We start from the raw sequence: 23,525 nt of genomic DNA, 5'->3' as shown, positions 1-23,525 counted from the left end.
GCTCTTCAATCGTCGGCCGGCGTCGGCCGACGAACCGACCCCGTTCGCCACGTGTCGCGGCGGTACCACGCGTAGGCGATGAGGGCCCCAGCGGCGTTCGAGATCGGAAACGCCAGCCAGATGCCCGTCGACCCGAGATTGAGCGAGGCGACGTACGCGACGGGAATCCGAATGAAGCCCAGCATAATCACCGAGATCGCCGCCGCGATCAGCGTCTTCCCCGCACCGCGGAAACTTCCCGTGTAAGCTCGCATCACGCCGATGAAGCCGAAGGAGGGGGCCACGAACCGGAGGAAGTCAACGCCGACGCGAACGACGTCCGGATCGTTCGTGAAGACGGCGATGATCGGCCGCGGCACGAGCAGGGCGACGACGCCCGCGCCCGACAGGATCACGAGCATCCACTTCGCGGCGAAGTCGGCCGCTGCGCCGGCGCGCTCGGGCTTTTCGGCACCGATATTCTGGCCGGTCATTGTCTCGACCCCGCGGGCGACAGCGATTGCAGGGAGGAAGATGACCGAGAACACGCGCACGCCGATTCCGTAGGCGGCGACCACAGTCGTCGGGAACATCCCCACTACGAGGAGCAGCAAGTTCACCGAGAGCGCCCGGCCAGTCCCCTCGATGGACGCCGGCACGCCGATGTCGAGTAGCCGTCGCAGGTACTCGACGTCCGGCCGCATCTGACTCGGTCGGATTCGGACCCCGCGGACCCCTTCGATCATCACCGCGATCCCGACGACGAACGCCAGCGCGCGTGAAAACACCGTCGCGATCGCCGCGCCAGTGATCCCAGAGCCCGTGTATCCGGTCGTCGCGAACAGCGAGGCTTCCAGCCCGCGGAGGCCCAGCATTCCGAACAGCGGATTTCCGTCGAACCCGAAGATGAGGATCGGATCGAGCGCGATGTTCAACACGACGGATCCGAACATCACGAGCATCGGCGTGACGGTGTCGCCGTAGCCGCGCATCAGCGCGATAAAGACGAAGAAGCCGAACATAAACGGCAGTCCGGCGGCGATCACCTGCATATAGCCCGTCGCGAGCGGGTGGACCGCCGGCGAGGCTCCGAGGAAGCGGATGAACGGGCCGACCGCGACGTAGCCCAGCGCCCCCAGCAGTATCGACCCGAGTATCGAGAAGATGACCGTCTGGGATGCGGCGTACTCCGCTTCGGACTCCTCGTCGGCTCCGATGTGTTGGGCGACGAGGACGCTCCCGGCCACGGACAGACCCATCCCGAGTGAGATGAGCAAGAACACCATCGGAAACGCGAAACTGATCGCCGCCAGCGCTTCCGTGCTGTACTGACCGACCCAGAAGGTGTCCGCGAGGTTGTAGGCCGTCTGCAGGAGGTTCGTGATGATGATCGGAAGCGACAGGAAGAACAGCGGGCGACCGATGCCGCCGCTCGTCAGGTTTAGCTCGTCGGGACCCTTGAAGAGCGAACCCAGTCGCTCACCGAGGCTCATTCGGTGCCCCCTACGTTCGCGGTCTCGGACGGTGGACCGTCGCCAGTGCTGGCAGTTTGGTCTGCCCGTAGCGCCCCGTCGATGTAGGCGTCGACGGCCGCGGCCGAATCGTCGAGCGGGTGCCCGACTGCGGCGTGGCGCGTCTGCGCGCCGTTGACGTACGTCGTGAGGAACGACGCGACGGCGTCCGGATCGATCTCCTCGTGGAACGTCCCGTCTGCGACACCTTCGGCGACGACCTCGCGGACGGCAGCGGTAAACGCGTCGTCGAAGCGTTGCAGTCGGCTTCGAAACGCGTCGTCGTACGGCGACTGTGCCTTGATCTCTAACAGGGCAGTCTGAAACGCCGGCGCGTCGGATCGGTTTGTGACGAGTGCGCCGACGAGACCTCGGAGTCGCTCTGCGGGTGTTTCACCGGCCGGCTCCGCGATACGGTCTTCGAACTGCTCGTAGAGGTGGTCGAGATACGCTACGAGAAGATCGTGCTTCCCGTCGTAGTGATAGTGAATAGACGCCTTACACAGGTCGGTCTCGTCGGCGATGTCCTGCATCGTGAGCTCTGCGTAGCCGTGCTTGCAGAGTGCGCTGTGTGTCGCGTGCAGTATTTGAGTCGCCGTCTCCGTCGTCATTCGGGGCGCTCCATTTCGTTGTTCGAACTGACTGTCCGGTCAGTCAAAAAAAGTTCGAATCGGCAGGTCGTCGCGTGTCTGTCTCTCCCGTATGCGACGTCAAGGCACGCTTCGCCCCGCACCTTCGAGCCACAGTGTTCGGACCGAACACTGATACAAAATCCCGTATCACGGGACAAGCCGATGCCAGATGGTCGTCTGTGAGTGCAGTCACTGCGATTTCTGTCGCCAATCTATACTTTCCCAAATATATCATAAATAATATATAAAATATACTATATACATATAAAAATTAGATAATTTATGCACTGAACGAATAATTTAAATATATTTGGCCGAATATCGAGAGAAAATTTCATAAAATAATCTATACTATTAGCGAATATGAAGGTTTCTTATATTACTTCCCGGATCAAATGGACGATCCGGCGTCCGAACCAGGCTAACAAAAGTACGACTGTTATCGGAACGGGGGCGTCTCACGGTAAAATCCACCGGGCAAAGCTGTTCCGAATTACGGGACAACTGTTGCAGATCGGATAGCCTGTCTTTGGTCTGGGTTTTGGCCCTCGATAACCGCACGACTGCGTTCCTGAGTTGACGATTCGACGTGTCAATCCGAAACGAGAACAGCGCGTTACCAGTAGTTTTATTACATATTGATCGAAGGTAAGGGTATGTCCCAGGCAGATACCGAGTCGAGACGGCAAGAAGACCTCGACGCGTATCACGTAATCGACTGCGACTGCCACTATATGGAGTCGTTCAACGACGTCGCAGAGTATATGGAAGAACCCTGGAAGACGAAGTTCGAGGGTAGCAACTTCGACGAGAAAGGGGCCAAGCAGAACCTCAGCTCGTTCTTCCCCTTCTCGACGGGTGACCGTCAGGCGCACGGCAAGATCACGCGCGAACACTCCTCGTACCCCGACTCCCCCGAGACACCGGAGCGGATCCGCGAGGGGATGGAGTCGATCGGTGTCGACGAGACGCTCCTGATCTCGCACCTCATCCTCGCTGGCGCCGGGACGATCGCGGACGACACCCGCCAGTCCGCCTTCGCGAAGGCGTACGTCGAGTACATGAGCGAGGAGGTTCTCGACCCCGACGACGGGATCCACGGTCTGGCCCCGATCCCGTACTACGACGTCGACGCCTCGATGGAGATCCTTGACCGGATCGAGGACCGCGACGAGTACGTGGGCGCGTGTTTCGTCACTGCTGGCGCGACGCCTCCGCTCGGCAACCGCAAGTACGATCCGATCTACGAGCGCTGTGAGGATATGGACCTTGCGGCCGTGTTCCACACCGGCGGCGCGGGCCTCGACGAGTACGTCCGCGGCGGCTACCAGGAGATGCTCGAAACGCACACGCTGGGCTTCCTCGAATCCAATATGTCCCAGATCGTGAGCCTCGTCGTGCAGGGCGTCCCCGAGAAGTTCCCCGATCTCGACATCTCCTTTATGGAGTCCGGCGTGACGTACCTCCCGGGCCTGATGACGCGCCTCGACGAGGAGTACCTCAAGCGCCCCGAGGAAGCGCCGCTCCTCGAGAAGAAGCCCGGTGAGTACATTACCGACTTCTACTACGGCACCCAGCCGCTCGAGATCTCGGCAGACCCCGAGTACCTCGAGAAGTGTATCGATATGGTCGGCGCGGACCAGCTGATGTTCGCCTCCGACTACCCGCACTGGGACTACGACCGCCCGACGACCGTGATGGACCTGCCGTTCCTCTCCGAGGAGGAAGTCGAGATGGTCCTCTCGAAGAACGCCCAGGAGGTGTTCGGCCTATGAGCGATCTGGTCGAAGTCAAACCCGCCGACGAGTTCGAGAACGGCGACCGCGAGTTCGTCGACGTCGGCGGCGTCGAGGTCGGCGTGCTGCAGGTCGAAGACGAGTTCTACGCGCTGCAGAACTACTGTCTGCACGACGGCGGCCCCGTCTGCAGCGGAAAGACCCACCGGAAGCTCCTTGGCGAGTTCAAAGAGCCGGGTCAGCGCGTCGAGAAGTCGTACTCCGAAGACGAGTGCGTGATCTCCTGCCCGTGGCACGGGTGGTCCTACGACATCGAGTCCGGTGACCACCTCGCCAACGACGACATCTCCCTGCCGACCTACGAGGTCGTCGTGGAAGACGGCGTCGTTTACGTCGGCGGCCAGAAGAACTAGCTCCCGACGAGGGGAACGCCCCCGACGTTCGATCTCATACCGCATCTTTATTTTGCCGCACCGTCAACGTGATCTATGACCGGAAATCTCGTCGGGGCCGACGAAACGCTCTTTCGGATCGTCGAAGCGATGGCTGAGGCGGGGCCGGTCGGCGTGACGGAGGTCGCAAAACGGCTCGATCTCACCAAGAGCACGGCGCACCGGCACCTCCAGACGCTCGAAGCCCACGGCTACGCCGTCAACGATAGCGGCACGTACCGGCTGTCGCACCAGTGGTTCCACATCGGGACCGCGGTCAAGACTCGACAGCCCTTCTATGCAGCCTCGAAAGAGGCTGTCGAGAATCTCGCGGAGCGAACCCAGAAAACCGCCTGGTGTGCGATCGAGGAGAACGGAAAACTGATGTTCGTCAACGGTGCTGGATCGAACCCGACGCACAACCCGGACTTGCTCGTCGGCGACTGGTCGTCGATCACACATACGGCCGCCGGCAAAGCCATCCTCGCGCATCTCCCGGGTGACCGACTCGACGAAATCGTCGACGCCGACTCGACCGCCGACGACTCTCTCAGTCCCACTGACCTCCGGAAAGAACTCGAATACGTCCGTTCCCGCGGCTACGCCGTCAATCAAGGCGAAGACATCTCCGGGATCTACGCCATCGGAATGCCGGTCGTGGCTGACGAACGAGTCTTCGGGTCGTTGTCGGTCGCCAGTCCCTCGGACGCGCTCGTCACCGACGACCGCGACGAGACGCTCGAGTACCTCGCGTCGGCTGTCGACCGCGTCGAAGACGTGCTCGCGTCGGGGGAGGGCAGCAGCCGGACGCCGCAGCAACGCAATCGGACCAGTCCCACGTAGCGCGACTGCTTGGCTGCCTCCCCTCGACAGAAATCCTGCGATTCCTGCAGGGCTCGACCGAGAGCTACCCCAAATGGAGATACTGCGGGGTGGGGTTGTCGACTCAGCAACTTTCGGTAGCGAAGAGCTACTGAATAAGTGTATGCAGAAAAACTATATAAGACAAATTACGGATATCACTGTAGTAGTTGTAGTTCTATACCCATACCTTTTTATTGCAATACATTCTGGCAACAATTATGCAATAATGCGTATGAAAATGATCTCGACGACAGAATAATTTGAGTTCGGATTCATCTTATAACTAGTATATTAATAGATATATGTGTAAAATTATAGGCCCACCGTCGAACGTATTCGCCACGTGTCGCCCGGAAAAATATGAGTCGCGTTCGTAGGCCTTCGCTCTCTGATCGCACGACTGAGTGCAAGGCGGTGTACGCGGCGGTGAGCGAGACGATAGCACCGCCGACTCGCCGTCGTGCTTTCGGTCGCTAGCTTCGAAGTTCTTCGATTCGCTTTTCGAGGGCGTCTATTGCCTCGTCGACGTCGCCACGCGCTTCGTCAGTCATCTGCTCTGCTTCCTCCGCGGCCGTGTCGAATGCGTCGCGAACGCGCTGGACCGCCTCGTCGATCCCGTCTGAGTCACTCATAGCGTTCTCGTATATGACGTTCGATCAATATATATTCAACGACGCCTCGTGTTCTGGACCTGGGTGTCGCTCGCTGGATGGGGTCGAGAACGACGCAACAGGGGCTATACCGGGCTCTAATGCGACACAGATTATTGCCACTTACTTGCCTCAGTCTGAATACGTATGATTAGTAATGTTCGGATAATAATGTATGAGAATAAAAAGAACTTCTCCTTGCGGTCTTCATCGTGTTCGTCGTCACCTCCGCAGGTGCTGCACCGATTCTGACTACGACTGTCGCCGCACAGGGTAACGGTGAAGGGATGCACGGCTCCGGAACCGGGCCCGGCCCGAACGTCACAGCCGGTCAACATCAGAACGGAAGCCACTCGATGCGAGTGGAGAACGTCGGCGCGAATCAGACGATTCGCGTGCAGTTCCGTTACCGGGCCGAGTCCCCCGACGTCGGCGTTCGGATGCGAGAGATGGCGGTTCGAACTAACCGAAGCGGTGACTACCAGTTCGCCCTTCGAACGGCCGCCGGGGCGAGTGCCGGCGTCGGTGCATTCTCTGGCCCTGCCCCGTTCGGATACTTCAATATCACACACCAATTCCCGAACGAGAACGTCACGAACGCGTCGATGACGTTTGCTGTGAACCGCATGCGGTTGCGCGAGCGGAACGTCTCGGCCGAGCGCGTCGCTCTGTATCGGTACAACGCACCGAACCGGTCTTGGAACCGACTGCAAACCAGAGTGACCGGGCGGAACGCCACACAGGTCGCCTTCCGTGCGGCGTCGCCAGGTCTCTCCGAGTTCGCTGTCGCTCCGGTCCCCGATGCCTCGACAGCTACCGTGACTGTCACGGAGGAGACGACTCCGACCAACACACCCGGATCTGGTCCGGGTCTAGCCGTGCTCGCCCTAATGGTATTTGCCAGCCGTCTGTGGCTGAACTGACTCTATCGCACCGGCACTCCGTGGGGCGTCTATCGTTCCCCCCGTGTAAGTGACCTCACCGCCCACAGGACGCCCGTACAAGGCCATATTTTTGTGTTACTGTGGCGAAAGGTCAGTTTGTATGGATGGGAACCGCTTCGCCGTGGCGTTGTTTGGGATCATCGTCTCGGTCGTCATCGGCGCACTCGCGTACCAATTTATCGCTCCGTTGACTATCTCTGTCTTCCTGTACTACTCGACGCGCCGCTATCACCGGATGCTCCGACGGTTCCACCTTCCAGCGAACGCCAGAGCGGTGGTCGTGATGGTCTCGCTCGCCGTCCCACTCATCTTACTGATCAGCTACGCTACAGTGCTCTTGGCGATCGAGGCCCGCCGCTTCATCGACCAGTACGCGCTCGTCGACGTCGCAAACGAGAACCTCGAGTGGTTCGGTGGCATCAACGAGATCCCCAAGTTCACCATCGAGGGGCTCTACGGAGCGTACCAATCCGGCGATCTGGCCCCGTTCATCGACTTTGCGACCCAGCACGCCACGTTCTTCACGACGCTCGTCTCGGAGTTTATGTTGAATCTGTTCGTCGTCGTCATCGTCACGTACTACCTCTTAGTCGACGGCAACCGCATCAGTCAGTGGCTGCTTAACTTCGACGACGAGGCCATCATCCGAGAGTACCTCGAAGCCGTCGACAGAGAACTCGAAGCGGTGCTGTTCGGAAATCTCCTGAACGTCCTCGCTGTCTCGCTGATCGCTATCGGTTCGTTCAGCACGTATAACGCGTTCGTACCGCCCGCCGCGGAGGTTCCCTATCCCGCGCTCGCCGGTGCGCTCACTGGCATCGCGAGTCTGATTCCGGTCGTCGGAATGAAAATCGTCTACGTCCCGCTGACACTCGTCACCGCGCTCCCGATCGCCCTCGGTGGGACGCTGTCGAGTCTGGTGTACGTGGGGGGGTTCTTCGCTGTCGCCGTCGTCGTCGTCGATACGATCCCCGACGTGGTGCTTCGGCCGCTTCTCAGCGGCGAGGAAACCCACGTCGGTCTCTTGATGCTCGCGTACACGCTGGGTCCGGTCGTACTGGGCTTCTACGGCCTGTTTTTCGCGCCGATCCTGCTCGTCGTCGGGCTGACGTTCGCGAATACGGCGCTGCCGCGTCTCCTGGGCGCGTCGGAAACGGAGGAGCCGCCAGCACTGGATCAGTGAGGTCTCTCGCGACCTGCTCGCGTCGGAAGTCTCGCCTGCGACACCCGCTCCGGCTCTTCGAGCCGCTCGGCGCGCTCACTCTCGGCCACGTTGTTTCCGGTTGCGGTAAGTTTCCCTTGACGACTGCCGCGCTCGCTATCTGGCGCCCTTACTGTCGCCGCTGGCACGTCCCTGACATCGGAGACGTATTGCAGTAGTGTGACACACAATCTGGGTATTCCTATCCAACGGACGGATACGACGGGCGTTCGATACGGTCACGACGGGAGAACGAGCTATCACTCAGATAGAACGCGAATAACAATTCGAGATCGTGTCATACGTTTGTACTGTATGTCCCGAAACGACACACTCAGTTTACACCGACGACCCCTGATGAAGGCGTTCGGTGCCGGTGCGGCCATCTCGGTGCTCGGCGGCTCGACCGTCGCCCAAGAAGATGACGAGATGGACGACGAAGGGAGTAGCGACGACGAAGCGATGGACGGCACAGGCACGGTCCATACTGTCGAGACGCTGATTCGCGCCCCGCCGACGAATCCAAACCGGCCAGTGGACTTCTTCTTTCAGCCCACGGGACTCCACATCGAACCGGGGGACGTGGTGAAGTTCGTGTTCCGAACACCCGATCACAACGTCGTCGCCTACCACCCGGCGTTCGGGATGCGGCGGCGCGTCCCGATCGGCGTCACCGCGTTCTCCTCTCCACTCCTCGGTTGGCGGCCGGAGTCGATCCCGGGCGATCAGATCGAACCGCCCGCCGAGATGGGTGGTGAGGAGGAAGATAGCGATGCTGACGGCAGCGATGACGAGGATGACGACGCTGAGGACGGCGCTTCCGACGACGAGACCGACGACGGGAGCAACGGTAGCGACGACGATAATGAAGACGGAGACGACAGCGACGGCGAGGGGCCCGTTCCGGATACGTGGCTCCACGCCTTCGAGACACCGGGCGTCTACGACCTCCTCTGCTCGCCGCACGAGGGATACGGAATGGCGATGCGGGTCGTCGTGGGCGACGTTACCGAGACGGAATTCGAGACCTCGAATCCGGAGGACCTCCCCGAACCACGGGCGGGACCGGTCGGACTGGCACGGGTCACACTGACTGATCCGGCGCTCCAACCGTCGTACATCGTCAGCGAGGGCACCGTTCTCTGGGAGACGCTCACATCGAACCAGCAGAGTGGGCCGGACAACGGGGGAGAAGAGAGCTAACGCGCCGCCGGCGTAATTTTTGTGCCGTCGGCGTGAGTCTACGTGCACCGTGGATCACGCCTTCGCGCGGGTTCGCGCCTCGGCCCCGCTCTGGATCGGTGCCCTCGCGTCCGTAGCGCTGTTTCTGTTCGCGGTTCAGTTGCTCGGTACCGCCACTGAAGCGGCGGCCGTGCCGCTCCGACAGTTCTTCGCTCATCACGTCTCCGGCGATGCCCAAGCGCTGGGCGTGAGCTGGTTCGCCACGTACGTGCTGACGAACGGCTCGATCGTCGCTGCGCTGTCGGTGTCGCTATTCGGAAACGGGATCGTCACCGACGCACAACTGTTTTTGATGGTCGCCGGCTCTCGCCTCGGTGCGGCCGCCATCGTCGTTCTCATCGGGGCTCTCGATTATCTCCAGAAGCGTCGGTACTCGCTCGGTGAGGCGACCAGCCTCGGACTCCTCGCGTTTCTGTTGACGCACTCGGTGTATCTCCCTGCGACCGTCGTGGGCTATCTCGCCTTACCGTGGCTCCAGCACCCCCTCGAATCCGTCGGGACGCGGACGAACGTTTCGTCGCAGTTCTCACCCCTCGAATCGGTGACGGCCACCGTCGTCGACGCAGTCGGAGCCGAACTCGGATTCGTGCTGGCGATCACTGTCCTCTTCGCCAGCCTCAATCTTTTCGATCGGGTGCTCAAGCGGGTCGACACCGCGTGGCTCCGAGCGCGCTTCTTTCGCCGGTTTCAACGTACCTGGGTCGCTCTCGCGCTTGGCGTCTTACTCACCGGAATCACGACGAGCGTCGCGTTCTCGCTGGGAGTGATCGTGCCGCTCTACAACCGGGGATACCTCAAACGCCGTGAGGTCGTCCCCTACGTCCTCGGCGCGAACCTCGGAACGCTGTTCGATACGGTCCTCGTCGCCGTGGTGCTGCAATCACCTGTCGGCGTCGCACTCGTCCTGGCACTCCTCCTCGTGAGCACGCTCCTCACGCTCGGAGCCACGTTGTGGTTCGATCCGTACTTTCGGACCGTCGAGGCCGCACACAGACGGCTCGTCGAGGACCTGCGGTACTTCGTCGGATTCGTCGTCCTCCTGATTGCCGTCCCCGTCGCGCTGGCGCTTCTACCGCGTTGATTGGTCCGGGTTTCGGGACGACCCGCCAGCGATCTGCCCCGGTCTTATTTCTCCCAGTAGCCCGATGTACCACCGTGCCCGAAGTCGAGCGACTCCTCGTCGCGTTCGACGGGACCCCGCTCGCGGAGCGAGCCCTCGAATACGCGCTCACGACGTACCCGGGAGCGGAGGTGACCGTCATCCACGTAATCGACTATCTCGACGAGGGATACAGCGCGGAGGCGTTGGTCGGTGCCGAAGAACTCCGTGAGCGCGCGCACGCCCGCTCGACGGAATTACTCGCCGCGGCCGAGGCTATTGCCGCCGACCACGGCCGAACGGTGTCGACAGCGACGAGGCTCGGCAAGCCGGGCCGCGAAATCGTCGCGTACGCAGACGAACACGACGTCGATACGATCGTACTCGGCAGCCACGGGCGCGCACTGCTCACCCGCGTCCTCCTCGGCTCGGTCGCCGAGACGGTCCTCCAGCGCGCCCCGATGCCGGTGCTGATCGTCAGATGAACTCCTCGTAGGTGCTCGCCCGTTCGTCGGTCTTCCGCGCGTGGCCCTGTCGGCCGGGCGCGTCCGGCTGACACTCCGTCGCTGTGACTTCTCGACCACGTGACCGGTCCACAATCGTTAAAAAACGGACCGGCAAATCTGCATACGATGCGTGAGGAAACCGTCGGCGCACTTCTCGTGATGGGGTCGGCGGTCGGATTCGGGACGCTGGCAATCTTCGGGAAGTTCGCGGAAGCGGCGGGACTCGGGCGGCCGCCGTTGCTCTTCTTTCGCTTCCTCGGGGGCGGCGTGCTCGTCTGGGCGTTTCTCGCCCTCCGCGGCGACGTGAGGCTTCTCTCCGGGCGGCCGGCCTGGTCGGCGGCCGGACTCGGAACGATGTACGCCGTCCTGACGATCGCGTACTTCACGGGCCTTACTCACCTTACGGCGGGGCTCTCGGCGGTGGTGTTCTTCACGTATCCCGTGTACGTGCTGGTGCTCTCTGCAGCCTTCCTCGACGAGCGGGTCACACTTCGGCTCGTCGTCTCGCTCGTCCTCGCGTTGGCGGGCCTCGGTCTCATCCTCGGCGCCGACACGCGGGGTGCGACGCCGCTGGGCGTCGTGCTGCTCCTCGCGGCGGCGATTGGATACGCCGTCTACATCGTCGGCGGTCGCGTGCTGTCGACGAGCGCGAAAGCGAGCGTGCTCACGGCCCACGTACTGACGGTTGCGACCGCTCTGCTGGGCCTTCGGTGGTACGCCGAGGGGGCGACGCTCCCGACCAGTCCGGCCCAGTGGGGGGTCGTCGTCGGGATCGGCGTCCTCGGCACGGGCGTCCCGCTGGTGTTACTCTACGAGGGCCTCGGGTTCCTGCAAGCGAACCGCGCGAGCGTCCTCGGGACGGCCGAGCCGGTGACGACCGTCACGCTGGGCGTGCTCCTGCTCGGCGAGTCGCTGACGGTTGAGACGGCCCTCGGCGGACTTCTCGTCGTCAGCGGCGTTCTCCTCTCGCAGATCGAGGATCCGGTCGGGTTGCTCCGGCGGCTCGCCGGCACGCAGAGATAGAGTTAACGTTCGTCTCTCCGACAGTTACACGCGATGTTCCCTCGCGTCAAAGCCTTCCTGTGGAACGACAGTGCGCACCGACTGCGACTGCCGTGGCGACTTATCGCGCTCGTGGTCCTCCTTGCGGTGTTGGGACTTCTCACTTCGCTCGTCGTCACGGCGCTCGCGACGCGGCCGTCGCGGGCGTTCCTCGCACTCACGCAGTCGCAGTCGGCCGAGCAGACGGCTGTCGCAATCCGGAATCTGCTCTTCGTCTCGACCCAGATCGTCGTGATCGTCGGTGGCGTCTATCTGGCCGGCCGGTTCGCCGACCGTCGTTGGTTCCGCGACTTCGGCTTTCGCGTCGACCGCTCGTGGTGGGCGGACCTCGGCTTCGGGCTCGCGCTCGGGGGCGCGCTGATGACAGTGATCTTTGCCGTCGAACTGCTGGCTGGGTGGATCTCGGTCCGAGAAATATTTTACGTCGCTCGCTCGGGGTTCGACTTCTGGCCGTGGTTCTTCTGGGGACTTCTCACGTTCGTCGCCGTGGGCATCTACGAGGAACTCCTGTTCCGCGGCTACCTCGTAACCAACCTCTCGGAGGGGTTCACGTGGTTCGACCGGATTGGAACCCGCGGTGCGATCGCGCTGGCCGTCCTCGTCACTTCGGTCCTCTTCGGCGTCGCGCACGCGACCAACCCGAACGCGACGCTCGCCAGTACGGTCGGGATCGTACTCGCTGCCGTGATGCTCGCGGCGGGTTACGTACTGACCGGCGAACTGGCGATTCCGATCGGCCTGCATACCACCTGGAACTTCTTTCAGGGCGTCGTCTACGGCTTCCCCGTCAGCGGCACCTCGAACGGCGTGTCGCTGATCGCGACCACGCAGTCCGGCCCTCGTCTCCTCACCGGCGGCGCGTTCGGCCCGGAAGCGGGACTGCTCGGCCTCGCTGCCTCCGTCGTCGGCCTCGTCCTCACCGTCGGGTGGGTCCAGTGGCGCGAAGGGTCGATACGCCTCGCGAAATCGCTCGTCGTTCCGCACCTGCGTGTCTCAGGCGACGAGTGACACCCACTGACCGTCGCGCTCGCGAGACCGGATCGCGATGCGACTGGCTCGTCCGCTCCGGACAGCGAAATAGTTGCGTTTTTAATCAAAGATTGAGTTCGGATTGGTATGGCGGCTCATAGCACTCAAAACGCCGGGGAGCCGACGACCGAACTTCCTGACGTCGTGCCGTTCGACCTCACCTACCTCACGCGCCTGAGCTGGGAGCTGGGAACGCGCGTCGTCGACGACGAGGAGGCTACGCTCCGGAATCGGTGGGAACACGCGGGGAGTCCCTGGACGCTCTCGGTCTTCGAGGTGACGAGCAACACCGTGATCTTGTGTCTGCGCACGCCGGTGGGTCGCGAGCGATTCTACGGAACGACCCGTTCGGAAGTCCAGACCGCGACCGCTCGACTCGACGCCGCACCGTACTGGACACCGGCAGAGTGAGGCCGTCGGCGGGAGAGCGTTACCGCCTCCTGGTCTGCTGAACGCTTTTGCTTTCGGGCTCTGTCGAACAGCTATGGATCTCGAAATTGCGGGCGATGCGGCACTCGTGACGGCATCGAGTAGCGGCCTCGGGAAGGCGTCTGCACGGGCGCTCGCTGCAGAGGGCGCGAACGTCGTGCTCAACGGACGCGACGAAGACCGGCTCGAAGAAGCCGTCGCTGACGTCCGGGCTGACGCGGCGACTGACGCGACTGTCGTCGGGCACGCCGCAGATCTGACTGATCCCGACGCCGTCGACGCGCTCGTCAGACGCCCGATCGAGGAGTTCGGCGGCCTCGATCACCTCGTGACCTCTGCCGGTGGTCCGCCGGCCAAATCGTTCCTCGAAACGACCGACGAGGAGTGGTACGAGGCGTTCGACCTCCTCGTGATGAGTGTCGTCCGGACGGTCCGGGCGGCCGCACCGCATCTCCGCGCCGACGGCGGCGGAACGATCGTCACTATCGCGTCGATCAGCGTCAAGGAAGCCGTCGACGACCTCGTGCTCTCGAACTCGGTCCGGATGGGCGTCGTCGGCCTCGAGAAGACGCTCTCGAAGGAACTCGCCCCGGAGGTTCGCGCGAACGCGGTCCTCCCCGGAACCCACGAGACGCCGCGGGTCGAGGCGCTCGTCGACGAGAGCCTCGAAACCGGCGCGTACGACTCCTACGAGGAGGGAATCGACGACTGGGCCCAAGAGATTCCTGCCGGACACCTGGGCGACCCGATGGATCTGGGGCGGACCGTCGCGTTCCTCTCTTCCCCACAGTCGAGCTATCTCTCGGGTGTCGCGCTGCCGATCGACGGCGGCGAGAGCGCCTCGAACCTGTAGTGACCGGCCCCGATCTTCTGGTTCGGCTCGGAGGAACGAACCGGAACCCACGTCACGCTCCGCGTCCGAGTCGGCACCGTGACCGACTCGACGACCGAGATGACCGGCTACGCGCGGCGGATGCTGGTGGCCGTCTCGCTTGGGTGGGCGATGCTCCAGACCGGTCGGTTTCTCATCTCTCCGCTCTTGCCGACGATCATCGCGGACCTCGGGATCACCGAGGCGACTGCCGGTATCGCGCTCTCTATTTTCGGTGGCGCGTACGCGCTCATCCAGTATCCGAGCGGCGAGTACTCCGACCGCTGGAACCGGACGACGCTCATCGTCCCCGGATTGCTCGTCCTCGCCGCCGGATTCGCGCTGTTCGGGCTGACGAACGGTGTCGTGCTGTTTTTCGTCGCCGCGACGGTCGTCGGCATCGGGAAAGGGCTCTTTGCGATTCCGTCGCGAGCGCTGCTTTCGGACCTCTTCACCAAGCAGCGCGGCCGCGCGCTCGGCATCTACGCCGCCGGCACCGACGCCGGGGGACTGATTTCCTCCGGCGTCGCGATCCTCGCGCTGACGTACGCGAGTTGGCGGACGCCCTTCTTCCCTGTCGCGATCGGCCTCGGACTGCTCACGGCCGCCTACGCCGCAACCACGAGAGACGGCTACCACGTCGGCGAGACCTCACTCGACGTCTCCGGCACCGTCGGTCGGCTCGTCGAGAGTTCCCAGCAGCGGGAGACGCTCGTCGCCTTTTCGCTGTTTTACTTTATGGTCGGTGGGATCATCAACTTCATTCCGACGTACCTCGCCCAGACGAAGGGGTTCTCCCAGGGCCTGGCGGGCCTGACGTTCGCGATCGTCTTCGCGGTCGGCCTCGCCGTGAAGCCGCTGGCTGGGTCGCTTGGCGATCGGTTCTCGCGGCGTGGGATCGCTGTCGCCGGGCTGCTCGTCGCCGCGACGGGCCTGATGGCTCTCGTCGTCGCGTCCGCGACCGTCGCGATTTGGTTCACAGTGGCGTTTCTCGCGCTCGGGTACAAGGCGGGCTTCCCGCTCGCCGACGCGATCATCGTCGACGACGCGCCCGACGGCGGGATGGGTGCCGACCTCGGTGCAGCGCGGGCGCTCTTTCTCGGCGCGAACGCGGTCGGCCCGGCATACGTCGGGATCGTCGCCACCTACGGCAGCTACGACCTCGCGTTCGGCGGGTTCGTCGTCTGTCTGCTCGTCGCGGCGTGGCTGCTGTTCCGCAACCGGTAACCTGTGCGCCACTGGACTGGGACCCGCGCCGATCGGTGTGTCTCGACGGGTATTCGTCGTTTCTCGACGGACGATACGTGCCTCAGCGCCGATTAACACCAACTACGTCACACGGTAATTATTTTACCACACATTTTCTATTAGCCGTGAGTGTGTTACCAAATGTTTGAGTTTCGGCGAGACCGTCGCTGGCGGGCCGTCCTATCGAAACGTTCTCCCCGACAACCGGCTTTGAGGCAGAACGCAGAATGAGCGACAGCAGACCAGCGTGGGACTTCAAAGAGCGAGACGTCGTCATCCTCAGAGAACTCGCACGGGACCCACAACTCTCCGCCCGTGAACTCACCGACGTCCTGGAAGAAGAACACGGAATCGACGTCAGCCACGTCACGGTGAGCAAAGCGATCCGGAATATGCGTGAAGCGGGCGTCTTCCGCGAAGCGATAATCCCGAACGAGTCGTACTTCACGTTCGCGCTGATGGAGTTCAAATTCAACCCCGAGAACTTCAAAGAACACTGGCGTGACACGATGGAACACATCCGATCGAGTCAGTACTCCATCTTCTACTTCCTCTCGGACGGGGAGTACCAGTGGAAGTCGGTGATGATGTTCCCCAGCCAGGAGGCGGAGTCGAAGTGGCTCCACGAGTTCTACAAAGAGCACGGACAAGCCGTCAGCAACGTCCGTAGCTCCACGATGACGAACGTGCTGAAGTTCGGGACGACGCCCGGCCTCTTCGATCACCTCGAATCGAACGGCGGTGAGTGATACAGCCCTGAGCGACAGGACACGTATGCGACCGTTTACTTCGACAGGGGACGGTTCGCGACAGCAGACGGTCGGCGACTGACGACCCGGATCAGACTCCCAGGTACTCCTGTCTGAGTTCGTCGTCCTCGCGGAGTTGCGCCGTCGAGACTTCCTCGACGATTTCGCCCTCGTCGAGAATGTAGTGCCGTTCGGCGACAGCGACCGCCACGGCGACGTTCTGCTCTACCAGGAGGACGCTCACGTCCTGTTTCTCGTTGATCTCTTGGATGATCGACTCGATCCGTCGGACGATGTACGGAGCCAGCCCCTCGCAGGGCTCGTCGAGGAGCATCAGCTTCGGGTTCGTGACGAGGCTTCGCGCAATCGCCAGCATCTGCTGTTCGCCGCCGCTCATATTCTTCGAGGGGCGATCCCGCATATCGTCGAGTTCGGGGAACTGATCCAGCACCTCTTCGACTGGCAGCGGATCGCTGGCGTGATTCGCCGCGAGCCGGAGATTCTCTTTGACCGTGAGGTCTCGGAAGCACCGGCGTCCTTCGGGAACGAGAGACAGCCCGAGGTCCGAAATCTGGTAATTTCGGTGCGCACGGAGGTCTTCGCCGTTGAACGTCATCGACCCACCGAACACCCGGGGCACGTCCGCACCGACGAGTGCGTGCATCGTCGTCGTCTTGCCCGCGCCGTTGCGGCCGAGCAGCGAGACGACCTCGTTCTCGTCGACCGAGAGGTCGACGCCGAACAGCACCTGTCCGGTCTCGTATCCGGCTTCCAGTTCGGAGACGTCGAGGAGGCTCATAGTTCCTCCCGCATTCCGCCGAGGTACGCTTCTTGGACCTCCTCGTCGCCTCTGACCTCGTCGGGCGTGCCCGTCGCGAGAACGCGCCCCTGATCGAGGACGGTGACGCGGTCGCTGATCGAGAGGACGATATCCATATCGTGCTCGATCAAGAGCAGCGTCAACCCGAGGTCCTGATGCACCGATTCGATGAGGTCGGTGACGAGCCCCGTCTCGTTCGTTCCGAGGCCACTCGTCGGCTCGTCGAGCAGGAGTACCGAAGGATCCGTCGCCAGCGCCATCGCGATACCCAGGCGACGCTGGTCGCCGTGCGAGAGGTTCTTCGCAGTGACTTCGCGTTTGTCAGTCAGCCCGACAGAGTCCAGAATGTGCAGGGCTTGCTCGCGGTGCTGGGACCGCCCCTCGCCGAGGAGATCGAACGAGAAGGGTCCGGATTCGATCGTCTGGACGACCACCCGGACGTTTTCGAGGACGCTCAACTCGTTGAACAACTGATTCGACTGAAACGAGCGGGCGAGGCCGCGGTGGGGCCGCTGTTCCTGTGGGAGATCCGTGATCTCCTCGCCGTGGAGATACACCGTTCCGTCGGTCGGTTCGAGCGCGTGCGTGAGCACGTTGAAAAGCGTCGTCTTGCCGGCCCCGTTCGGACCGATGATCGCTCGTAGTTCGCCCTCGGGGACGGCCAGATCGACGTCGTCGACGGCGACGATGCCACCGAACCGCTTCGTGAGGCCCGTCGAGCCAAGGGCTGCCGTCTGGGCGTCGCCTGTGTCCGTTCGATCGGTCGTCGACGTATCTGTTTCAGACATCTTCTTCACCGGTCCGCAGTCGGTCGTAGAGCGTTTCGATACTGTCTCTGAGGAGTCCCCAGATCCCCTCGCGTGGCGCGATCAGCACTGCGATGACGAACAGCAGTCCGAGGAAGAACTGCCAGTACGCCAACACGCCCGCGAGTTCGAGACTGACGATCGGGACCTCTTTCAGCGGCAGGACGAGCATCTCGAAGTCGGTCAGGTAATCTTCGGCGAACAGCCACACGAACGCGCCGGCGACGGGGCCGAAGAAGTAGTTCGCACCGCCGAGCACCGTCATCAGGATTACGTCGCCGCTGGTCTCGACGGTCAGGAGCGAGAGCGTCGCGCCCTGTTCGTTGATTTCGAGGATCGTGCCGGCGTAGGCGGCGACGACCCCGCTCAGGGTGAACGCCCACACCTTGTATCGGTAGGTGTTGATCCCCATCGCGCGGGCCAGCTCTTTGTTTTCGCGGATTGCGATGAGCGTCCGCCCGAACGGCGAGCGGACGATCTGCCAGAGAACCACGAGGCCGACGAGGACCGCCGCCGCGACGAGCCAGTACCAGTCGAACTGGAAGCCGCCGAGGTTCACGTACTTGAGACCGCGTTCGGTCTCGATCCACGCCGGGACCGCACCGCCCGCGATGCCGGTCGTCCCGCCGGTCAGTCCGGCCGGGTTGTAGTTGGCGATGAAGTGCGCGGTCGTCCCGAACGCGAGCGTGAGCATCGCGAAGTAGATCTCACCTTTCTGGACGGTGATCCGGCCGATGAGATAGGCGACGACCCCGGCGAGCGCGAGCGCGACGACCGCCGACAGGACGAACGACGAACTGAACCGTGACAGCCCGATCGCCGTGACGTACGCCCCGATCCCGAGGAACATCGCGTGGCCGAACGACAGCAGCCCCGTGTACCCCAAGAGGAGGTTGAACGAGGCCGCAAACAGCATCCAGATGAGGATGGTGTTCGCCACAGACCCGTATCCGAGGAGGAATTCCATCGACACTAGTGGACGGAGCAAGATGACCAACAGGATCGACCCGATTGGAACCTTGTACCGATTCAGCGCCCCGAGCGGGAGTCCCGAAACGAGGCTCCCTCCGGTTCGGTTCGTGGCGGATTCGTCGCTCATTCGAGGAAGCCCTCCTGTCCGAACAGCCCGCGTGGCCGTGCGAGCAGCACGACGATCATCACCAGATACGGGACCAGTCCGCCGATGCCGGGAATATTGATGAACTCCAGCGTCGTCACCTCGGCCAGCGTCGAGAGGTACAGCGGCGTCAGATAGCTCGCGCCACCGATCAGGAGGCCGGCGACGACACTCCCGAACAGGCTTCCGATCCCGCCGACGACGACGACGACGAACGCGAGGATGATGAACTGATTCGCCATCCCGACGTCCATTCCCACCGCGGCACCCCGGAGGACGCCGCCGAGACCCGCGATGGCCGCGCCGAGCACGAACATCGAGATGAACCGCACGTTCATATTCACGCCGAGGAACTCGGCCATCTCGCGGTCGAGAACGCCCGCGCGAACGGAGAGACCGAAGTCGGTGCGCTCGATGAGCAGGTAGACGGCCGCGATGACGATAACCGCCACGGCGACGGTGAACAGGCGGATTCGCGAGACGGTCGTGACACCCAGATCGAAGCCCATCGAGAGGACTTGCGGAGCCACGACGCTTCGCGGCGTCCCGCCCCAGATGGCGCGTGTCGCCTCACCGAGCATCAACGCGATGCCGAACGTCGCGAGCAGTCCGTTCAGGGGGTTCTTGTCGTAGAGATGTCGGAGGACGCCGCGTTCGATGGCGACGCCGACGAGTCCAACTCCGATCGGTGCGACGATCAGCGTGACCCAGAACGAGACTCCCCAGACTTCCATCAACTGGAAGGTGAAGTACGCGCCCAGCATGAACAGGGCGCCGTGGGCGAAGTTCACGATGCCGAGCAGCCCCAGGACGATGGACAGCCCCAGCGCGATCAGCACCAAGACGAGTCCGTACACGAGGCCGCCGATGACCTGATCGATGAACAGGCCGGGGCGAACGATGGCACTCATCACCGTCAACAGCACCAGGACGCCCCAGACGACACCTCCAGCGGGCGTGATGCTGCGCTGCGTTCCCGGAATGGGAATGGCGTTCATACGTGAGTTCACAGCGAGCAGCCCGTCGCGTCGCAGCTACGCATTACGTCTTTTCCGGCGCTCGACCCCTCGACCTGGAACCACGCGTTGTAGGGGTCGGTCTGCATATCGTCCATCGAGCGCCCCGAGATCGCCCAGGTCGGGTGCACGAGTTGGTGGTCGCAGGCTCGCCATTCGAGGTCGCCCGGCATAATGCTCAGCGCCTTCTCGCTCTCGACGGTGTGGCCTTCGAGTTCGCCGCGGATCGCTTCTCCGTCTGTCGACCCGGCACGGACGGCCGCGCGGACCTGCTGATCCATCGCGATGTACGCGTTGGCGTGGCGCACGTACGGGTTCTGATCGCGGTCTGCGACCCGCATCTTGAACTCCTCTGCGCTGTCGATCGCGTTCGTCCAGCCGGTCGAGGCGATGTCCATCATCGCCGCGGACTCCTGGCTGAGTCCCCAGAACGCGATGTCTTCGGCCTGGTGACCCATCAGCTTGAAGTTCTCGTGCATTCCTTTGTTCCGGAGCTGTTTCATCGCCAGTCGCTTGTCGAGCGCGGGGAGGACGAGACCGAGCCCGGTCGCGTCGGAGTTAGCGACGTTGTTGAGGTACGACGTGTAGTCGTCGTTGGGGAACGGCGTCGCTTCCGACTCCACCACCGTGCCGCCGTTGGCCTCGATCTCTTCGATGTAGAGCTCCTGGGCGTTCTGCCCCCAGATGTAATCGGAGTACAGCAGGTACCACTTGTCGGCGATGTCGGCCATCCGTGCCCCGATGGACTTGACCAGCATCGTGTTCGAAGAGTACGTGCTGAACATATGCGGCTGACAGCTCGATCCCGTCAGCGTGTCAGACGCGCCGTCTGCGATGTAGGAGACGCCGTTGTCGGAGGCCCACGTCCCGATCTTCGTACAGACGGCCGACGAGAGCGCGCCCTGCGCGAAGTCGATGCCATCCGCCGTCACGGCTCGTTTCATTCGCTCCAGCGACGCGCTGGGATTGACTTCGGTGTCGTAGGTGCTGATCTCGATGTCGACGCCGAGTTCGCTTTCGAGGTCCTCCGCTGCGAGTTCGGCGCCCGTTCGGAGTGCGGGTCCCCACGGCGCGAACGGACCGCTCTGGGGGTTGAACACGCCGACGTGGAACGAATTCGGACCTGTGTCCTGACTCGTCGAGCCACCCGTCGTCCCCGAGTCGCCACCGCCGTCCCCACCACTGTTGTCGCCGTCGCCTCCGCCGCCACCTGAACAACCGGCGAGTCCGGACATTGCGATTACTGAGGCTGCGCCACCCGTCTTTAGCACCTTGCGTCTGGTAGGTGATCTCATAGCTCGCTCCACACCTTAGAGCCGAACTTGATAATACTTTCGTTAAGTATAGGGGTCGATTGTGGTGAAATAGTAAACGAAGCAGCGCCCATTCAGAAACCTTGTTAGAACACGTATGTTACCACACTTCACGATAGCGGGCCGCTCTGTACGCAGTGGGAGGACGTACTACACGTCTGGTGCTCGTATAACCCTCCAGACACAGCCCCGGCAATCGACTTTACAGTTGGTGTCGTATACGCCTACAATTTCACCACAATGTCTCTTCAATAGCTAATTCTAAACACTGTGTCTAAAACACCAGAAGATTGAATAGCAACGTTAACGCTTGGGTAAGCAATGCAGGAAGCGAACATCCAACACGTCGCGGTACTCGGCGCCGGAAGTATGGGTCACGGCATCGCCGAGGTTGCTGCGATTGCGGGCTACACTGTCTCTATTCGAGATATCGAGCAGGAGTACGTCGACGACGGTCTCGACAACATCGAGTGGAGCCTCGGCAAACTCGCTGAGAAAGGGCAGATCGACGAATCGGCTGCGGACGTCTTCGACCGAGTCGAGGGCTTCACCGACCTCGAAGCGGCGGTCGAGAATGCCGATCTCGTCGTCGAGGCGGTGCCCGAACGGATGGAACTCAAGAAGGACACCTTCGCCGAAGTCGACGAGCACGCCCCCGAAGGAGCGATCCTCGCGAGCAACACGTCGGGGCTCTCGATCACCGAGATGGCTAAGGCCACTGACCGGCCCGAACAGGTCGTCGGGACGCATTACTTCAATCCGCCCGTGCGGATGGACCTCGTCGAAGTCGTCCACGGCGACGCGACCAGCGACGAGACCATCGAGCGCGCACACGCCTACGTCGACTCGATCGGCAAGACGGGCATCGACGTCAAGAAGGACGTCCACGGCTTCGTCGTGAACAACGTCCTCGTGCCGTTTATGGGCGAGGCCGCGTGGATGCTCGACCGCGAGGAGTGCACGATCCAGGAGGCCGACGCTGGGATGGTGTTCAACCGCGGGTACCCGATGGGGCCCTTCGAACTCAACGACTACGGCGGCATCGACATCGCCTACGACTTCCTCGAAGCTTCCGCGTACGACGTGCCGCCGTCGATCGCCGCGATGGTGGACGACGAGACGCTCGGCCGCAAGACAGGCAAGGGCTTCTACGACTACGAGGACGGCGACGGCGTCGACTACGAACCCGGCGACGGCGAGGGCTTCGACACGCTCCGCATCGAAGCCCGGATGATCAACGAGGCGGCGAAGTTGGTCGGCAACGACGTGGCGACGCCCGAAGACATCGACCTCGGCGTTCGTCTCGGCGGCCGGTTCCCGCTGGGGACCTGTCGCGTCGGCGACTCGGTCGGGCTCGAGACGGTCCTCGACAAACTGGAGGCGCTCTACGAGGAGACCGGTGCCGCGCGATACGAACCCGCTGACTACCTGGTCGAACTGGTCGAGGCCGGCGAGACCGGCGTCGACGCGGGCGCGGGGTTCTACGACTACACGGGCGAGTACCCCTATCAGTTCCTGAACGTCGATCTCGACGAGCGGGGCGTGCTCTCGATCGAGTTCGACCGCACCGAGCGGCTCAACGCCTTCAGCGAGGAAATGTTCGCAGAAGTCGGCCACGCGCTCGAGGACGCCGACACGGACGAGGTGTCTTGCGTGGTCTTCGAGGGCGCCGGCGACCGCGCGTTCTCTGCCGGTGCGGACATCACGGGCTTCACCGCCAACGCGCCGACCGAGATTATGGACGTCGAGGAATCCATCGAACGGATCTACAACTTCGATCGACCCACGATCGCCGCGATCGACGGATTCTGTCTCGGCGGCGGATTCGAGTTGATGCTCGCCTGCGACCTCCGACTCGCGACCGAGAGTTCCACGTTCGGCAGTCCGGAAGTCGATCTCGGCTTGATTCCGGGCGGCGGCGGCACCCAGCGCCTCACCCGCCTCGTCGGCAAGCCACGCGCGAAGGAGATCATCTTCCGCGGAAATCACTTCGGCGCCGAGCGCGCCGAGGAGTGGGGAATCATCAACCGTGCCGCTCCGCCAGCCGAGTTCGACGAGACCGTCGAGGAGTTCGTCGGCGACGTCGCCTCGGGGCCCAAGACGGCGCTGAAAGTCGCAAAGCAGGTCATCAACGAGGGCGACGACGCCAGTCTCGACGCCGGGCTGAAGATGGAGAGCCAGGGCTTCGGCCTGCTGACGACGACCGACGATATGCTCGAAGGCGTCCAGGCGTTCAGAAACGACCGCGAACCGAACTTCGAGGACTGAGA

23 protein-coding genes are annotated in these 23,525 nt (G+C 62.7%); 15 read left to right on the top strand and 8 right to left on the bottom strand.

What is annotated here, in order from left to right; translation table 11 throughout:
• Nucleotides 1-5: 5 nt before the first annotated feature.
• Both D3D02_RS09135 and D3D02_RS09130 read right to left on the bottom strand, forming a co-directional pair.
• Complete coding sequence (locus D3D02_RS09135) at nucleotides 6-1,472, bottom strand: MATE family efflux transporter (RefSeq protein ID WP_121569673.1); 1,467 nt, start codon at nucleotides 1,470-1,472, stop codon at nucleotides 6-8.
• Nucleotides 1,469-2,101 carry a TetR/AcrR family transcriptional regulator gene (locus D3D02_RS09130; protein ID WP_121569672.1) on the bottom strand — a complete coding sequence of 211 codons (633 nt, stop codon included), beginning with the start codon at nucleotides 2,099-2,101 and terminating at the stop codon, nucleotides 1,469-1,471. Before D3D02_RS09130 ends, D3D02_RS09135 begins: the two co-directional genes overlap by 4 nt.
• Before the next feature lie 677 nt (nucleotides 2,102-2,778).
• Here D3D02_RS09130 and D3D02_RS09125 point away from each other — a divergent pair.
• The 3 genes from D3D02_RS09125 (at nucleotide 2,779) to D3D02_RS09115 (ending at nucleotide 5,132) form a co-directional block, all read left to right on the top strand.
• Nucleotides 2,779-3,897: an amidohydrolase family protein gene (locus D3D02_RS09125; protein WP_121569671.1), complete on the top strand. Its 1,119-nt coding sequence runs from the start codon at nucleotides 2,779-2,781 to the stop codon at nucleotides 3,895-3,897.
• Entirely contained in the window at nucleotides 3,894-4,271 is a 378-nt protein-coding gene (locus D3D02_RS09120; RefSeq protein WP_121569670.1) for a Rieske 2Fe-2S domain-containing protein, read from the top strand. The genes D3D02_RS09125 and D3D02_RS09120 overlap by 4 nt, the downstream gene beginning before the upstream one ends.
• A 75-nt stretch (nucleotides 4,272-4,346) precedes the next feature.
• Nucleotides 4,347-5,132: an IclR family transcriptional regulator gene (locus D3D02_RS09115; protein ID WP_121569669.1), complete on the top strand. Its 786-nt coding sequence runs from the start codon at nucleotides 4,347-4,349 to the stop codon at nucleotides 5,130-5,132.
• 494 nt (nucleotides 5,133-5,626) lie between these two features.
• On the opposite strand, the gene D3D02_RS20910 is transcribed toward D3D02_RS09115, so the two are convergent.
• Nucleotides 5,627-5,785, bottom strand: coding sequence for a hypothetical protein (locus D3D02_RS20910; protein ID WP_199723049.1), 159 nt, complete (start codon nucleotides 5,783-5,785; stop codon nucleotides 5,627-5,629).
• 230 nt (nucleotides 5,786-6,015) lie between these two features.
• Here D3D02_RS20910 and D3D02_RS09110 point away from each other — a divergent pair, with 230 nt between their 5' ends.
• The 11 genes from D3D02_RS09110 (at nucleotide 6,016) to D3D02_RS09060 (ending at nucleotide 16,183) form a co-directional block, all read left to right on the top strand.
• Nucleotides 6,016-6,726 (top strand): PGF-pre-PGF domain-containing protein, encoded by a 711-nt coding sequence (locus tag D3D02_RS09110; RefSeq protein WP_147435596.1) that lies wholly within the window; start codon nucleotides 6,016-6,018, stop codon nucleotides 6,724-6,726.
• A gap of 121 nt (nucleotides 6,727-6,847) precedes the next feature.
• Complete coding sequence (locus D3D02_RS09105; RefSeq protein WP_121569667.1) at nucleotides 6,848-7,930, top strand: AI-2E family transporter; 1,083 nt, start codon at nucleotides 6,848-6,850, stop codon at nucleotides 7,928-7,930.
• Nucleotides 7,931-8,305: 375 nt separating this feature from the next.
• Entirely contained in the window at nucleotides 8,306-9,151 is an 846-nt protein-coding gene (locus tag D3D02_RS09100) for a plastocyanin/azurin family copper-binding protein (RefSeq protein WP_158599340.1), read from the top strand.
• A gap of 49 nt (nucleotides 9,152-9,200) precedes the next feature.
• On the top strand, nucleotides 9,201-10,271 hold the full coding sequence (locus D3D02_RS09095) for a sodium:phosphate symporter (protein ID WP_121569665.1): 1,071 nt from the start codon (nucleotides 9,201-9,203) through the stop codon (nucleotides 10,269-10,271).
• A 74-nt stretch (nucleotides 10,272-10,345) separates the two neighbouring features.
• On the top strand, nucleotides 10,346-10,774 hold the full coding sequence (locus D3D02_RS09090) for a universal stress protein (RefSeq protein ID WP_121569664.1): 429 nt from the start codon (nucleotides 10,346-10,348) through the stop codon (nucleotides 10,772-10,774).
• Between the two features lie 147 nt (nucleotides 10,775-10,921).
• Complete coding sequence (locus tag D3D02_RS09085) at nucleotides 10,922-11,818, top strand: DMT family transporter (protein WP_121569663.1); 897 nt, start codon at nucleotides 10,922-10,924, stop codon at nucleotides 11,816-11,818.
• Between the two features lie 33 nt (nucleotides 11,819-11,851).
• Nucleotides 11,852-12,865, top strand: a complete 1,014-nt coding sequence (locus D3D02_RS09080; protein ID WP_121569662.1) for a CPBP family intramembrane glutamic endopeptidase — start codon at nucleotides 11,852-11,854, stop codon at nucleotides 12,863-12,865.
• 108 nt (nucleotides 12,866-12,973) lie between these two features.
• Nucleotides 12,974-13,297, top strand: coding sequence for a hypothetical protein (locus D3D02_RS09075; protein WP_121569661.1), 324 nt, complete (start codon nucleotides 12,974-12,976; stop codon nucleotides 13,295-13,297).
• Between the two features lie 73 nt (nucleotides 13,298-13,370).
• Nucleotides 13,371-14,168, top strand: a complete 798-nt coding sequence (locus tag D3D02_RS09070) for an SDR family oxidoreductase (protein WP_121569660.1) — start codon at nucleotides 13,371-13,373, stop codon at nucleotides 14,166-14,168.
• Nucleotides 14,169-14,288: 120 nt separating this feature from the next.
• Nucleotides 14,289-15,413, top strand: coding sequence for an MFS transporter (locus D3D02_RS09065; protein ID WP_121569786.1), 1,125 nt, complete (start codon nucleotides 14,289-14,291; stop codon nucleotides 15,411-15,413).
• A gap of 248 nt (nucleotides 15,414-15,661) precedes the next feature.
• Nucleotides 15,662-16,183: a winged helix-turn-helix domain-containing protein gene (locus D3D02_RS09060; protein WP_121569659.1), complete on the top strand. Its 522-nt coding sequence runs from the start codon at nucleotides 15,662-15,664 to the stop codon at nucleotides 16,181-16,183.
• A 91-nt stretch (nucleotides 16,184-16,274) separates the two neighbouring features.
• Here D3D02_RS09060 and D3D02_RS09055 read toward each other — a convergent pair whose 3' ends face one another.
• Genes D3D02_RS09055 through D3D02_RS09035 form a run of 5 tightly spaced genes read right to left on the bottom strand, consistent with a single transcriptional unit; the run spans nucleotide 16,275 to nucleotide 21,177 of the window.
• A complete protein-coding gene (locus D3D02_RS09055; protein ID WP_121569658.1) occupies nucleotides 16,275-16,982 on the bottom strand; it encodes an ABC transporter ATP-binding protein in 708 nt (235 codons plus the stop codon).
• Nucleotides 16,979-17,791 (bottom strand): ABC transporter ATP-binding protein, encoded by an 813-nt coding sequence (locus D3D02_RS09050; protein WP_121569657.1) that lies wholly within the window; start codon nucleotides 17,789-17,791, stop codon nucleotides 16,979-16,981. The genes D3D02_RS09055 and D3D02_RS09050 overlap by 4 nt, the downstream gene beginning before the upstream one ends.
• Nucleotides 17,784-18,908, bottom strand: coding sequence for a branched-chain amino acid ABC transporter permease (locus tag D3D02_RS09045; RefSeq protein WP_121569656.1), 1,125 nt, complete (start codon nucleotides 18,906-18,908; stop codon nucleotides 17,784-17,786). The genes D3D02_RS09050 and D3D02_RS09045 overlap by 8 nt, the downstream gene beginning before the upstream one ends.
• On the bottom strand, nucleotides 18,905-19,924 hold the full coding sequence (locus D3D02_RS09040; protein WP_121569655.1) for a branched-chain amino acid ABC transporter permease: 1,020 nt from the start codon (nucleotides 19,922-19,924) through the stop codon (nucleotides 18,905-18,907). Before D3D02_RS09040 ends, D3D02_RS09045 begins: the two co-directional genes overlap by 4 nt.
• Before the next feature lie 8 nt (nucleotides 19,925-19,932).
• A complete protein-coding gene (locus D3D02_RS09035) occupies nucleotides 19,933-21,177 on the bottom strand; it encodes an ABC transporter substrate-binding protein (RefSeq protein ID WP_158599339.1) in 1,245 nt (414 codons plus the stop codon).
• Nucleotides 21,178-21,576: 399 nt separating this feature from the next.
• On the opposite strand from D3D02_RS09035, the gene D3D02_RS09030 reads away from it, so the two are divergent.
• Nucleotides 21,577-23,523 carry a 3-hydroxyacyl-CoA dehydrogenase/enoyl-CoA hydratase family protein gene (locus D3D02_RS09030; RefSeq protein ID WP_121569653.1) on the top strand — a complete coding sequence of 649 codons (1,947 nt, stop codon included), beginning with the start codon at nucleotides 21,577-21,579 and terminating at the stop codon, nucleotides 23,521-23,523.
• Nucleotides 23,524-23,525 lie beyond the last annotated feature (2 nt).

The sequence above is a fragment of the Halobellus sp. Atlit-38R genome (assembly GCF_003665925.1).
GTDB classification, from domain to species: Archaea; Halobacteriota; Halobacteria; order Halobacteriales; family Haloferacaceae; genus Haloquadratum; species Haloquadratum inordinatus.
The sequence above is the reverse complement of the archived record's forward strand: the minus strand, read 5'-3'. Positions and strand labels throughout refer to the sequence as shown.